The 13,643-nt window shown below is 63.1% G+C and carries 14 protein-coding genes; 10 read left to right on the plus strand and 4 right to left on the minus strand.

Annotation, left to right across the window (positions count from 1 at the left end):
• Window positions 1-91: 91 nt before the first annotated feature.
• From PF66_RS29530 to PF66_RS29555, 6 genes are all read left to right on the plus strand, one after another.
• Window positions 92-436, plus strand: a complete 345-nt coding sequence (locus tag PF66_RS29530) for a type II toxin-antitoxin system Phd/YefM family antitoxin (protein WP_054058616.1) — start codon at window positions 92-94, stop codon at window positions 434-436.
• Window positions 436-1,095 (plus strand): AAA family ATPase, encoded by a 660-nt coding sequence (locus PF66_RS29535; protein WP_054064622.1) that lies wholly within the window; start codon window positions 436-438, stop codon window positions 1,093-1,095. The genes PF66_RS29530 and PF66_RS29535 overlap by 1 nt, the downstream gene beginning before the upstream one ends.
• Window positions 1,096-1,203: 108 nt before the next feature.
• The gene (locus PF66_RS29540; protein ID WP_054058614.1) at window positions 1,204-1,746 is read left to right on the plus strand and encodes a DUF2780 domain-containing protein; all 543 of its coding nucleotides are present in this window, start codon (window positions 1,204-1,206) and stop codon (window positions 1,744-1,746) included.
• Window positions 1,747-1,886: 140 nt separating this feature from the next.
• A complete protein-coding gene (locus PF66_RS29545) occupies window positions 1,887-2,312 on the plus strand; it encodes a DUF350 domain-containing protein (RefSeq protein WP_193394242.1) in 426 nt (141 codons plus the stop codon).
• A gap of 11 nt (window positions 2,313-2,323) precedes the next feature.
• Window positions 2,324-3,076: a DUF1190 domain-containing protein gene (locus PF66_RS29550; RefSeq protein WP_054064624.1), complete on the plus strand. Its 753-nt coding sequence runs from the start codon at window positions 2,324-2,326 to the stop codon at window positions 3,074-3,076.
• Complete coding sequence (locus PF66_RS29555; RefSeq protein ID WP_054064625.1) at window positions 3,076-4,233, plus strand: glutathionylspermidine synthase family protein; 1,158 nt, start codon at window positions 3,076-3,078, stop codon at window positions 4,231-4,233. The genes PF66_RS29550 and PF66_RS29555 overlap by 1 nt, the downstream gene beginning before the upstream one ends.
• A 3-nt stretch (window positions 4,234-4,236) precedes the next feature.
• Here the strand turns inward: PF66_RS29555 and PF66_RS29560 are convergent, their stop codons facing one another.
• On the minus strand, window positions 4,237-5,124 hold the full coding sequence (locus PF66_RS29560) for an acyltransferase (RefSeq protein ID WP_054064626.1): 888 nt from the start codon (window positions 5,122-5,124) through the stop codon (window positions 4,237-4,239).
• Between the two features lie 195 nt (window positions 5,125-5,319).
• Here PF66_RS29560 and PF66_RS29565 point away from each other — a divergent pair, with 195 nt between their 5' ends.
• Window positions 5,320-5,820, plus strand: a complete 501-nt coding sequence (locus PF66_RS29565) for an ATP-dependent zinc protease family protein (protein WP_054064627.1) — start codon at window positions 5,320-5,322, stop codon at window positions 5,818-5,820.
• Between the two features lie 187 nt (window positions 5,821-6,007).
• Here the strand turns inward: PF66_RS29565 and PF66_RS32420 are convergent, their stop codons facing one another.
• Together PF66_RS32420 and PF66_RS32425 are read right to left on the minus strand one after the other, a co-directional pair.
• A complete protein-coding gene (locus PF66_RS32420) occupies window positions 6,008-7,066 on the minus strand; it encodes an RHS repeat-associated core domain-containing protein (protein ID WP_081009939.1) in 1,059 nt (352 codons plus the stop codon).
• 55 nt (window positions 7,067-7,121) lie between these two features.
• Complete coding sequence (locus PF66_RS32425; RefSeq protein ID WP_081009940.1) at window positions 7,122-8,216, minus strand: RHS repeat-associated core domain-containing protein; 1,095 nt, start codon at window positions 8,214-8,216, stop codon at window positions 7,122-7,124.
• Window positions 8,217-8,392: 176 nt separating this feature from the next.
• Here PF66_RS32425 and creB point away from each other — a divergent pair, with 176 nt between their 5' ends.
• From creB to creD, 3 genes are all read left to right on the plus strand, one after another.
• Window positions 8,393-9,073 carry a two-component system response regulator CreB gene (creB, locus tag PF66_RS29580; protein WP_054064675.1) on the plus strand — a complete coding sequence of 227 codons (681 nt, stop codon included), beginning with the start codon at window positions 8,393-8,395 and terminating at the stop codon, window positions 9,071-9,073.
• Entirely contained in the window at window positions 9,073-10,491 is a 1,419-nt protein-coding gene (gene creC / locus PF66_RS29585) for a two-component system sensor histidine kinase CreC (protein WP_054058607.1), read from the plus strand. The genes creB and creC overlap by 1 nt, the downstream gene beginning before the upstream one ends.
• 87 nt (window positions 10,492-10,578) lie before the next feature.
• Complete coding sequence (gene creD / locus PF66_RS29590; RefSeq protein ID WP_054064630.1) at window positions 10,579-11,952, plus strand: cell envelope integrity protein CreD; 1,374 nt, start codon at window positions 10,579-10,581, stop codon at window positions 11,950-11,952.
• Window positions 11,953-12,096: 144 nt separating this feature from the next.
• Here the strand turns inward: creD and PF66_RS29595 are convergent, their stop codons facing one another.
• Complete coding sequence (locus tag PF66_RS29595) at window positions 12,097-13,389, minus strand: MFS transporter (RefSeq protein ID WP_054064631.1); 1,293 nt, start codon at window positions 13,387-13,389, stop codon at window positions 12,097-12,099.
• Window positions 13,390-13,643 lie beyond the last annotated feature (254 nt).

Consider the following 13,643-nt stretch of genomic DNA (forward strand, 5'->3'; position numbering starts at 1 on the left):
CAGGGCTTTTACAGGTCAATAGGGCAAAAATGGCCAAAATGGCCGGCGGTTGTTATAGTGCAGGGGACTTCCCTGTCTGCGAGCACACGTCATGATTGCCCTGCCTGACCTCCTCGATCTGCCGCGCCAGAATGCCTCCCAGGTGAAGAACAAGTGGGCCGATGTGGTCCGCCTGGTCCATCAGTCCGGCAGTGTCGCGGTCACCAACCATTCCACCGTGGAAATGGTCCTGCTGGACGCCGAGACCTACCAGCAACTGACCGCCCAGGTGCAGGCCTACCAGGATCGCGAACAGTCGGCCCTGGATGAGTTGACCCAGCGTTTCGATGCGCGTCTGCGGAGCCTGCAGGAACCCCGGGCGGCCCAGGGTGTGCGCTCGCTGCTGGCGTCCAGGGGCAAGCTGGGCAAGCGGCCTGAAGCCGGCTCCACGTTCTGATGAGTGCGCCGCCGGCGAGCGAGCGCCCGTTCATTTTCGTGCTGGCCGGGGTCAACGGCGCCGGCAAGAGTTCGGTGGGGGGCGCGTTGCTCGCCGAGAACGGCCTGGACTGGTTCAACCCCGACAGCTTTGCCCGAGAACTGACCGCCAGCCTCGGCATCGACCCGCAACGGGCCAACGGCCTGGCCTGGGAGCATGGTCGCCAGCAGCTGGAAAACGCCCTGCGCGAGGGGCGCAACCATGCCTTCGAAACCACCCTGGGCGGCAACACCATCGCCCTGATGCTCGCCCAGGCGGCGCAGACTCACGATGTGGTGATGCTGTTCTGCGGCCTGTCCTCGCCGGAACAGCACCTGCGCCGGGTGCGCCTGCGGGTGGCGCGTGGCGGTCACGATATTCCACAAGCGAAGATCCGCGAGCGCTGGGTCAAATCGCGGCTCAACCTGGTCGCCCTCATGCCGTATCTGGCGCACCTGCAGGTGTTCGACAACAGCACCGACGTCGAGCCGGGCGAGGAGATTCCCGATCCGTTGCTGGTGCTGGAAATGGCCGACGGCCACCTGCTCAGCCCCGATCCGCAGGACGCCCAGGCCCTGCAAGCCACGCCCGAGTGGGCGCGGCCACTGGTCCAGGCGGCGATCGAACGGCTGCCCGGCTGACGAAAAGGTCACCCCCGCCAGGCGGAACAAGCCCGGCTTTTTCCACTCCAATGGCCAGCGCCGACCGCTGGCCAGCGGCGGCCTTCGATGACTTGTGAGGTAGCTGCAATGAAAATTCCACGCGGTGTCGTACTGGCTTCGCTCCTGACCTTCGCCGCTACGCCGGTGTTCGCGGCGTTCAGCCTGAATGACGCGGCCAATGCGTTGTCGGCTTTGCAGGGTGGTCAGAACGGCAATGCCACGGCGCCGGAGGGTGGCCTGCTCAGCGCCCTGGGATCGCAACTGAACGTCACCCCGGAACAGGCCATCGGCGGCGCCGCCGCCATGCTCGGCCTGGCGAAGAACCAGCTCAGCGGCAACGACTATTCGCAGTTGAGCCAGAGCGTACCGGGCCTCGACCAGTTGTCCGGCGCGGGTGCCCTGGCCGGGCTTGGCGGCCTGCTCGGCCAGTCGGTCGGCGACTCGGCGGTGGGCAACGCCCTGGGGAATGTGAAGAACACCCACGACCTGAACAACGCCTTCGACGCCCTGGGCATGGACAGCGGCATGGTCGGCCAGTTTGCGCCGATCCTCCTCAGCTACCTGGGCGAACAGGGTGTCGGCGGCTCGCTGTTGCAGAGCCTCGGCGGTATCTGGGGCGCGGGTGGCTGAACCCCGCTACGGCTGACGACGCACCGGACTCCGCGAGGAACCGGTGCGTTTTTGTCTGTGCGGCCACGACGCGGGTTCAGTTATCGCGTGCGGTGTGCTATTTGTCGCCGCCTGTTCATGGAGAGAGTGGCACAAGCATGTTGGTCGATGCGGTGAAGATGTCGTTGCACCTGGATGCGGTGATGGGATTCGTCCTGTACCTGCTGGTGGCACTGCTGGTTTTCGGGCTGTATGCCTGCCTCTATACCCGGATGACGCCGCACAGGGAGTGGACGCTGATCCGCGAGGGCAATATTGCCGCCGCGATCGCGCTGGGCGGCGCGTTGATCGGTTTCGCGATTCCGGCGGCCAGTGCCATCGCCCATTCGGTATCGCTGGTGGATTTCCTGATCTGGGCGCTGATCGCCCTGGTCGCCCAGTTGCTGGCGTTCGGCCTGGTCAGTCTGTCGATTCGTGGCCTGTCGGTACGGATCGCCAAGGGTGAGTCGGCGGCGGCGATTCTCTCGGCGGCGATTTCCATCAGTGTCGGCCTGCTCAATGCGGCCTGCATGACCCCTCCGGTCTGAGGGGGCTGGCGATGAAACGTAGTCAACGTGTTGGCCTGGTCCTGCTGGGCAGCGTGCCCTTCGTGCTGGTGGCCTGTGACGGTGAACAGGTGCGTACGCGGGACGTCATCAAAACCACGTCGTACACCAGCGAGCCGGCCTGTGTCGCGGCCGGCGTGGCGGCCGATGTCTGTGCCGACGCGGCGGCCGAGGCTCGGGAACAGCATCTGGAAATCGTTCCGGAATATGCCAGCCAGGATGCCTGCGCCAGTGATTTCGCCCGCAGCGATTGCGTGGCTGACCTGGGCAACAGCCGTTTCCACCCGCTGATGTCCGGCTTCAACCTGACCACCGTGCAGGCGGTGCCGGCACCTCTTGAGCAGGAGCAGGAACAGGAGGCCCAGGCTGCCGTCCAGAGCGCCCCGCCCGTTTCATCCTCGGGCGGCGGCAGCTATGGCGGTTCGTTCGGCGGTTCCGGTTACTCCAGCCATTCCAACGATTGGGGCAGCCGCTTCTGGCGCTGGATCGGCCTGGGCAGCGACCCCTATGCGCCGCGCTACTTCAGCGAGCCGCTGTACAACGAGCGCGACGGCCGTGGCGGTTATCAGGCCAGCAGCCTCAACCAGCAGGCCCGGGCCGGCAAGACCTTCGCCCAGTCGACCAACGCGCGCTTTCGCCTGAACAGCCCGGGGCAGTTCACCCCGGCCTCCTACCGTGGCTCGGCACCGCGGATGGTCAGCCGTGGCGGTTTCGGCTCGTCCCACGGCAGCAGCAGGGGCGGCTGATGAAACGCATCTCCAGCGTACCCCGCCCGGACTGGCAGGCCACCGCCGAACGGCTGGGCTTCCACTTCCATACGTTTGACGGCGAACCCTATTGGGACGAGTCGGCGTACTACCAGTTCAGCCTGCGCCAGATCGAGGACGACCTCGAAGAGCCGACCCGCCAGTTGCATGAGCTGTGCATGGACCTGGTCGAGCGGGTGGTGGACAGCGAGCACCTGCTCGACCGCCTGGCGATTCCCGAGGGCTATCGCGACCTGATCCGCCATTCCTGGCGCCAGGGCCACCCGCACCTCTACGGGCGGATGGACCTGTGCTACGACGGCCGCGGCCCGGCCAAGCTGCTGGAGACCAACTACGACACGCCGACTTCGTTGTACGAGGCGAGTTTCTTCCAGTACGTCTGGCTCGAGGAGCAGATGCGCCGCGGGCAACTGCCGACCCGTGCCGACCAGTTCAACAGCATCGAGGACAAGCTGCTGCAGGCCTTCGTCGAGATCGGCTTCCCGTCGCCATTGCACTTCGCCTCGGTCCGCGACTCGCTGGAGGATCGCGGCACGGTCGAGTACCTGAGCGACATCGCCCGCCAGGCCGGGCTGACGACGCAACTGCTCGACATCGAGGCGATCGGCCTGGATCGGGCCGGGCGTTTCGTCGATGAGCAGGACCTGCCGATCAGCACCCTGTTCAAGCTCTATCCGTGGGAAAACCTGTTCAGCGAAGCCTTCGGCCCGGCCATCGCCCACAGCCAGACGCTGTTCGTCGAGCCGCCGTGGAAGGCGATCCTGTCGAACAAGGGCGCCCTGGCGCTGCTCTGGGAAATGCATGAGGGCCACCCGAACCTGCTGCCGACCTTCATCGACCCGCAGCCGAACGGCCGTCCGGAACGGGGCTGGGTGCGCAAGCCGTTCTTTTCGCGGGAGGGCGCCAATGTCGAGATTCACTCGCCGACCGGCGAACGGGTCAGCGAGCCGGGCCCCTATGACCAGGGGCCGTTCGTGCTGCAGCAGTTCAAGCCGCTGCCTTCATTTGCCGGCAGCCACACGGTGCTCGGCAGCTGGATGATCGGTGATCAGCCGGCCGGCATCGGCATTCGCGAAGACAACTCGCTGATCACCAAAGACACCAGCCGTTTCCTGCCGCACATCATCCTCGACTGAGGTTCAGTCGCGCTCGCTGCGCAGGGCGGCGATGCGCTGGTCCTTCTCGCTCCAGAGCTGGTTGACCCAGTCCTGGACCCGCTTGCGCAGCACCGGGTCGTTCTCGTAGTCGCCCTGCCACAGGCTCGGGTCCATGGCGCGGGTGTGGAAGTCGATGATCACCTTGGGCACGTTGCCGCTGATCAGGTCCCAGAAACCGGGGATCTTCTCCTGTGGATAAACCACCGTGACATCGAGCACCGCGTCCAGCTGTTCGCCCATCGCGGCGAGGACGAAGGCCACGCCGCCGGCCTTGGGCTTGAGCAGATGCTGGAACGGCGAGGCCTGCTGCTGGCGCTTGGCCTCGCTGAAGCGGGTGCCTTCGAGGTAGTTGACCACGGTCACCGGCTGGCGCTTGAACAGCTCGCAGGCGGCCTTGGTGATTTCCAGGTCCTGGCCCTTGAGTTCCGGGTGCCTGTCGAGGAAGGCCTTGGAGTAGCGCTTCATGAACGGGTAGTCCAGCGCCCACCAGGCCAGGCCCAGGAATGGCACCCAGATCAGTTCCTTCTTGAGGAAGAACTTGAAGAACGGCGTGCGCCGGTTGAGCGACTGGATCAGCGCCGGAATGTCGACCCACGACTGGTGGTTGCACACCACCAGGTACGAAGTGTCGCGGCGCAGGCCATCGGCGCCGCGAATGTCCCAGCGGGTGGGAATGCACAGGGAGAAGATCAGCTTGTCGATCTCGGCCCAGGTCTCGGCGATCCACATCACTGCCCAACTGGCGTAGTCGCGCAAACGGCCGGGCAGCACCAGCTTGAGCAGGGCGAACACCATCAGCGGGCCGAACAGCACCAGGGTGTTGAGCAGGAGCAGCAGCGTAACGAGGCTGCCGGTGAGCAGGCGGCGCATAAGGGAACTCTTTCAAGGGCGTGAGGGCGCGCCATCATAAAGCGGGGGCGGACAGACGCCAAATCCGCTGATCGACGAATGTTTCACGCACGATGTGCCAGGATGGCGGTCATTTAGCCGATTGTTCATGAACCAATGACGACGGCGCGGTCTAAACTGCTCGCCTCTGCGCGTCCACACAAAGGTACAGCCCAAGTGAAATCCGTTCTTGCCCTGTTGTCCCTCCTGGCCCTGCCGGTCATGGCCGCCGAGCCGACCCTCTACGGGCGCTACGAATACATCCGTCTGCCGGAGATCGGCCAGACCTTCAAGGCCAAGATGGACACCGGCGCGCTCACCGCGTCGCTGTCGGCCAAGGACATCGAGCTGTTCAAGCGTGACGGCGAGGACTGGGTGCGCTTCCGCCTCGGCACCGCTGACGCCGACAACAAGGTCTACGAGCACAAGGTCTCGCGCATCAGCAAGATCAAGACCCGTGCCGAGGAAGACGAGGACGGTGAAGCCGCCGACCCGAGCAAGCGCCCGGTGGTCGACCTGGAAATGTGCCTGGGCAACGTCAGGCGCACGGTGGAGGTCAACCTGACCAACCGCAGCAGCTTCAACTACCCGTTGCTGATCGGCGCCAAGGCCCTGCGCGAGTTCGGTGCGGCGGTGAATCCGGCGCGGCGGTATACGGCGGACAAGCCGGACTGTTGAGCCTGGTTCGAGTCAGCCAGCCGATCCAGCGGGTCGTAGTGATAGCGACACAGGAGGGTTTCGCGAGCAGAGGTCGGCATGGCGTAGTCTCCGTTCAGGGGCGAAATACTCTGCCGAGTGTTGGCTGTTTTCAGGCTCTTGCCTACTAGCAGAACCATCAGGTTCGTGGTGCAGTGAGTACGCAGATCTATAGATACGCCAGCACGACATATTTTCGGCGATGCATCCGGCCGTGCCGAATATTTTCCAGTTTGCTGCTGACTCGCAGAAAGAGTTCTTGATCGTAGTCAGGATCGGTTGGACGGAGCGGGGTTGTGTCTGTTGCTTCTCTATAGGTGGGCGGCGCTATCTGAGGGTTGGATCGTGTCCTGCCGTAGTCGTAGTTTGAATGGGATTGATTGGGCCTGGTCGAGGAAGATGCCTGAGTCCTTTGGGAAGGTTGACTGTGGCGCATAGGCGCTGGTTGTGCTGATGGGGGGGTACGCCACTGTTCTGCGCTTATGCTGTAAATCGCGACACGTTCAGAGTCGATGGGAATGTTCAAAGTATCGAGACCGGTTTGAGGTGCTCCCGGAGGCCGGTCCAGGTTCACTGGTACGGGCGTGGATGGTTCTGCTGTCCCAACTGGTTGTGAAACTTGAGCTGTACCCGGCCGAGTCGTAAGGTGAGATCTTGAACGCCGTAGTCTTGATAGAAACTCGACGAATCCTGGAGCATGCCCGGTCGGATCCAGCCTGTTGACCGGATCTCCCAAGCAGTACGCATAGGCATTCAACCCACCTTCCCCAAACGGACTCAAGTTGTCCGGACTGTTGAAACGCATCAACACCGGGTTGAATGCCCGGTAGCCATTGCCCAGCAGATAGTGCCCGGTCAGCGGATCTGGCCGTTCGCCGTTAAATCCGAGCAAGCTGAGCAATCCATTCTGCGGTGTGCGCTGCCCGTAGGCGGAATAGGCGCTGGGCTGCCGCTGCTGGGGGCTGAGGCAATGCAGGACCGAACCCTGGGTATCGGTGGCGAGCAGATGGCTTTCGCTGGCGTTTGCGTCCTGCCGGTGTTGTGCCAGCAGATGGTCGTCGTACTGGAACACACTGGTGCGAACCGTGCCCTGGATCTCGCTGGCCAGGCGGCTCTTGCAGTAGAAGCGCTGGACGCTGGCCTGGTCGACCGGTGAGCAGTCGGCCAGCCGATCCAGTGGGTCGTAGTGATAGCGGCACAGAAGCGTGTTTCGGGGGATGGTTGACATCGGTCAGGCTCCTCCCAATGTTCAGCAGAGTGCGTCAATTTTCATTTTATGGCCATTATTCTAGTATTTGGGGATCTTGCGAATTAAATCCATCGAAGTATTTTTTATTAAAAGTTTTGAAACCTGGCAACTGGAGTTTTGGTGGAGACGGGGCTCGGAGTAAGTCAACGTTGGCGTTCAAGGCGGCGTACCTGGAAAGTAATATATTCGTGCGATAAACGCTTCCTGTACTGCGCCCCTTTTTGCCGCTGGCTGAGAACCTTCCGTAGTATTTTTTTGTGATTTGAAAGTGCTGTGCGTCAAGTCTTCCATCAGGGAGGTAGATGGCTTTTTGAATGCTTGGGTATTGGTCGAACCCATGTATTTCCTGTGAGGATTTGAATGCTGTCTTAAGGTCATCATTGCTGGTGATTTTTGTGGTTGGCTCAAAATTAATTCGGTCTGTGAAAAATTTCTTGTTGCTGTCAATTGCTTGTGACTCCTTGAATAATTGTAGGCTTCTCTCGCGCCTGCGTGCTTTATCTGCGGCTCTAAGGGCTGCCTCTTGATCACTTGTTTTTGGTGCTAAGGGGGGCTTCTTCCGAGGCTTGGGCGCCTTATAGGATGGGGGCGAACCCACATGCCCGCCAGGATCCACCAGATTCACTGGGTCTCCCTGGCAATAGGCATAGCTATTGAGCCCTCCCTCCCCGAATGGACTCAAACTGTCCGGACTGTTGAAACGCATCAACACCGGGTTGAATGCCCGGTAGCCATTGCCCAGCAGATAGTGCCCGGTCAGCGGATCTGGCCGTTCGCCGTTAAATCCGAGCAAGCTGAGCAATCCATTCTGCGGTGTCCGCTGCCCGTAGGCGGAATAGGCGCTGGGTTGCCGCTGCTGGGGGCTGAGGCAATGCAGGACCGAACCCTGGGTATCGGTGGCGAGCAGATGGCTTTCGCTGGCGTTTGCGTCCTGCCGGTGTTGGGCCAGCAGATGGTCGTCGTACTGGAACACACGGGTGCGAACCGTGCCCTGGATCTCGCTGGCCAGGCGGCTCTTGCAGTAGAAGCGCTGGACGCTGGCCTGGTCGACCGGTGAGCAGTCGGCCAGCCGATCCAGTGGGTCGTAGTGATAGCGACACAGGAGGGTTTCGCGAGCAGAGGTCGGCATGGTGTGGACTCCGTTCAAGGGCGAAAATACTCTGCCGAGTGTTGGCTGTTTCCGGGCTCTTGCCTACTAGCAGAACTATCAGGCTCGCGCCCCTGCTCACAAAGCCAGCCCCGGCCGATTGACGGCGCGACACGCCTGCGGCACCGTTGCGCGATCACTCCCAGCGCTCGGACGCCATGCCCCATATCCTGATTGTCGAAGACGAAGCGGCGATTGCCGATACCCTGATCTATGCCCTGCAGGGCGAGGGGTTCACCACCACCTGGCTGAACCTCGGCGCCGCCGCGGTGGAGTACCAGCGCACCACGCCGGCCGACCTGCTGATTCTCGATATCGGCCTGCCGGACATCAGCGGCTTCGAAGTCTGCAAGCAACTGCGGCGCTTCACCGAAGTGCCGGTGATCTTCCTCAGCGCCCGTGACGGCGAGATCGACCGGGTGGTGGGCCTGGAGATCGGTGCCGACGACTACGTGGTCAAGCCCTTCAGCCCGCGGGAAGTGGCGGCGCGGGTGCGGGCGATACTCAAACGGGTGGTGCCCCAGGCGCCGGCGGCGGTGGCCGACGAGCGTTTCGTGGTCGATCACGAACGGGTGCAGATCAGTTACCGCGGCCAGGTCCTGAGCCTGACCCGCCATGAATTCCGCCTGCTCGCCTGCCTGCTGGAACAGCCCGAGCGGGTATTCAGCCGCGAGCAACTGCTCGATGCCGTCGGGGTCGCGGCGGATGCCGGCTACGAGCGCAGCATCGACAGCCACATCAAGAGCCTGCGGGCCAAGCTGCGGCTGGTGGCCAGCGCGGCCGAACCGATCCAGACCCACCGCGGCCTGGGCTACAGCTACAGCCCGAGTCTCAGCTGATGCCGCTGGGGCTGCGGATCTTCCTCGTCTACTTCCTGTTCGTCGGCCTGACCGGCTATTTCGTGCTGAGCACCGTGATGAAGGAAATCCGCCCCGGGGTGCGCCAGTCCACCGAGGAGACCCTGGTGGACACCGCCAACCTGCTGGCGGAAATCCTCCATGACGACGTCAAGTCCGGCACCCTCGGCCAGAGCCGCCTGCCCGAGGTGCTCAAGGCCTACGGCCAGCGCAAGCCGGCGGCGAACATCTGGGGCCTGCCGAAGAACCAGGTCAACCACCGCATCTATGTGACCGATGCCAAGGGCATCGTCCTGCTCGACTCCGCCGGGTTGGCCCTCGGCCAGGATTATTCGCGCTGGAACGACGTGTACCTGACCCTGCGTGGCGAGTACGGTGCGCGCTCGACCCGCTCCGATCCCGACGACCCGAATTCGTCGGTGATGCATGTCGGCGCGCCAATCACCGACCACGGCCAGATCATCGGCGTGGTCACCGTGGCCAAGCCCAACAGTTCGCTGCAGCCCTATGTCGATCGCACCGAGCATCGGCTGATTCTGTGGGGCGCCGGGCTGATCGCCCTGGGCCTGCTGTTCGGTGCACTGCTGTCCTGGTGGCTGAGCGCGGCCCTGCGCCGGCTGACCGCCTATGCCCAGGCGGTCAGCGAAGGCCGACGTGCCGAGCTGCCGCATTATCGCGGCGGAGAAATGGAGCAGTTGGCCAATGCCGTGGAACACATGCGCACACAACTGGAAGGCAAGGCCTACGTCGAGCGTTATGTGCATACCCTGACCCACGAACTGAAAAGCCCGTTGGCGGCGATCCGTGGGGCTGCGGAGCTTTTGCACGGCGAGATGCCGGACGCCCAGCGCGAGCGTTTCGTCGGCAATATCGAGAACGAGAGTGCGCGGATGCAGCAGTTGATCGAACGGCTGCTGAACCTGGCGCTGGTGGAACAGCGCCAGGTGCTGGAAGAGCAGGTCGAGGTGCCGCTGGCGGCATTGGTCGACGACGTGCTGCAGGCCCAGGCCGCCCGTATCGAGCGGGCCGGCTTGCAGATCGAACGCCGGATCGCTGCGCACGTCAGCGTGTTCGGCGAGCGTTTCCTGCTGCGCCAGGCCATCGGCAACCTGCTGGAGAACGCCCTGGACTTCACCCCGGCTGGCGGGACGATCCGCTTCGCCGCCGAGCGCGAGGGACAGCTGTTGCGGTTCAGCCTGTTCAACCAGGCCGAGGCGATTCCCGACTACGCCCTGCCACGCCTGAGCGAACGTTTCTACTCGCTGCCGCGCCCGCAGAGCGGCCGCAAGAGCACCGGGCTGGGGCTGAACTTCGTCGAGGAAGTGGTGAAGCTGCACGGTGGCGAACTGCGGATCGGTAATGTCGAGGGTGGGGTCGAGGTGACGTTGCGCCTGCCCTGAATCTCCACACAGTCTCCACATGGGCTCCATCAACGCCCCATAAGGAGGCTCCAGACTCTCTCCCATTCCAATCAGGGAGAGAGACCCATGAACCGCAGTCTGGCAATAAAATTCGGGGCGATTGCCCTGCTGATGCTGTTGTTGCTGATCCCGTTGATGATGATCGACGGCTTGATCAGCGAGCGGCAGTACCTGCGTGACGGTGTCCTGGAAGATATCGCCCGCAGTTCCAGCAACAGCCAGTTGATCAGCGGTCCGGTGCTGGTGGTGCCCTATCGCCAGACGGTGCGCGAGTGGAAGACCGACGCCAAGGGCAAGCGTACCCAGGAGAGCAAGGAAGTCAGCGGGCGGCTGTACCTGCTGCCGGAGCGTTTCGTCCTCGATGGCAAGGTCCAGACCGAGCGCCGTGCGCGCGGGATCTATGAGGCGCGGCTGTTTCACGCCAATAACCATATCAGCGGCACCTTCGTCGTGCCGCCACAGTTGGGCATCGACGAGGGTTTCGCCGATTACCGCTTCGACGAGCCCTATCTCGCGGTCGGTATCAGCGATATCCGGGGTATCGAGAACGCCCTGACGCTGCAGTTGGGCGACCGGCAACTGGAGTTCATGCCGGGAACGCAGGTGAGCTGGCTGGGCGATGGTGTGCATGTGAACCTGCCGCGGGTCGACGGTCGGCTGCAGCAGCGCCTGGACTTCGAGTTCGACCTGGCGCTGCAGGGCACCGGCCAGTTGCAGGTGATTCCGGTGGGCAAGACCAGCAACGTGCACCTGGCCGCCGACTGGCCGCACCCGAGCTTCATCGGCAACTACCTGCCGACCCAGCGTGAAGTGGGCGAACAGGGCTTCACGGCCAACTGGCAGACCTCGTTCTTCTCCACCAACCTGCATGAAGCGATGGGCAATTGTGTGGACACCAACGATTGCGAGGCTTTCAAGTCCCGCAGTTTCGGGGTGAGCCTGATCGATCCGGTGGATCAGTACCTGAAGTCCGATCGGGCGATCAAATATGCATTGCTGTTCATCGCCCTGACGTTCGCCGGTTTCTTCCTGTTCGAAGTGCTCAAGCGTTTGGCGGTGCACCCGATCCAGTACGCCCTGGTGGGCGTGGCGCTGGCACTGTTCTACCTGCTGTTGCTGTCGTTGTCGGAGCACCTGGGGTTCGGCCTGGCGTATCTGGTGTCGGCGGGGGCCTGTGTCGGTCTGATCGGTTTCTATGCCTGCCACGTGTTGCGCAGCCTGGGGCATGGGCTGGGTTTTGCGCTGGCGCTGGCCGCGCTCTACGGCCTGCTGTACGGATTGTTGAGCGCCGAGGACTATGCATTGCTGATGGGCTCGCTGCTGCTGTTCGGCCTGCTCGGCGTGTTCATGGTGCTGACCCGCAAGCTGGACTGGTACGGGGTTGGTTTGGCGAAGGGGGGCGATGACCTGCCGGTCGCCGGCGAGGTGGCCCATGAGTAGGTCACTGGGGTTGCGCGAGGACCAGCAGTGGGGGATGGAGTTGGCACGGCTTATCCGCGAAGGTGCCCTTGAAATGGCCAAGAGCTTCGCGGCGGTTCGGCGCCCCGAACCGCCGCGAACAGGCCCTTGAGCCTCACATGAGGGCTACGCCGTGGCGGGAGTGCCGCTCAGCGCCGGTTCATTCGGCGCCGGCTTGAGCGGCCGGGCCACGTTCCACACCAGCAGCGCGGCGACGATGTCGAAGATTGCCAGCACCACGAACAGTGGGCTGTAGCCGACCTTGGTGACCATGATGCCCAGCAGCATGGTGAACAGTGCCGCGCCGAAGTAGCCGAACATGCCGCCGACCCCGGTGGCGGTGGCCACTTCGTTCTTGCCGAAGGAGTCGGAGGTGATCGCGTATAACGCGCCCGACAGGGTCTGGTGGGCAAAGCCGCCGACACAGAGCAGGGCGATGGCGGTGTAGGGGCTCTCCACCAGGCCGATGCAGGCCGGGCCGATCATGCAGCTGCAGCCGAGGAACATCACCATCTTGCGCGAGGTGAACAGGCTGACCTTCAGGTGCTTGTGGAAGAACGGGCTCAGGTAGCCGCCGAGGATACAGCCGAGGTCGGCAGCGAGGAACGGCAACCAGGCGAACATCGCGATTTCCTTGATGTTCATGTGCCGTTCGGTCATCAGGTACAGAGGAATCCAGGCGTTGAAGGTCTGCCAGGCCGGTTCGGAGAGAAAACGCGCGCTGGCGATGGCGAAGAAGTTGCGGCTGATGACGACTTTCTTCCAACTGCCTTTTTTCGTGCCGGTGTCCTTGAAGTGTTCTTCCTGGCCACTGAGGATGTAGTCGCGCTCGGTGTCGCTCAGGCGCTTCTGGTCCCGCGGGTGCTTGTACAGCCACAGCCAGGTCAGGCTCCAGACGATGCCCAGGGCGCCGACGATGATGAACGCCAGTTGCCAGCCGCTTTGCAGGATCGCCCAGACCACCAGCGGCGGTGCCAGCAGTGCACCGAAGGACGAGCCGATGTTGAACCAGCCGATGGCGACGGAGCGCTCCTTGGCCGGGAACCACTCGGTGGTGGTCTTGACCGCCGCCGGCAGGCCGGCGGCCTCGGTAACGCCGAGCAGCCCGCGCACGAACGCCAGGCCCTGCCAGCCGCTGGCCAGGGCCGCCGCCGCGCAGGCCAGGGACCAGGCGATAGCGAAAATCGCGAAGCCCAGCTTGGTACCGATGGCGTCGACGATGTAGCCGGCGATCGGCTGCATCAGCGCATAGCCGATCTGCCAGGCGACGACGATATGCGAGTACTGCTCGGTGGAAACGCTCATCTCGCTCATCAGCGTCGGTGCGGCCACCGACAGCGTGTTGCGAGCCAGGTAGTTGACCATCAGGCCACAGGTGACCAGGCCGATCATCCACCAGCGGATGCCTTTGATTTTCATCACTTCACCCTTGTTGTTTTTGGAGTCGAGGGAGTGCGCAGCGCCCCGCGTTCGAACGGCAAGCCGGTTCACGAGGGGCATCAGGAGGGCGGCGAATGGGCCGGGTGTGCAAGGCGCAGGGGCCTGCCGAGGAAGCCATGAGTCCGATCATTTGCGTTGACACTCTTTGAATTATTTTTATTGGAGCGAATTTGTTTCGTTGTATGTCGTCGTATGACTTGTGCCTTTATAAGGACTGTCGAGAGCGGATGTCA

The sequence above is a fragment of the Pseudomonas asplenii genome, from assembly GCF_001293465.1.
GTDB lineage: Bacteria > Pseudomonadota > Gammaproteobacteria > Pseudomonadales > Pseudomonadaceae > Aquipseudomonas > Aquipseudomonas fuscovaginae_B.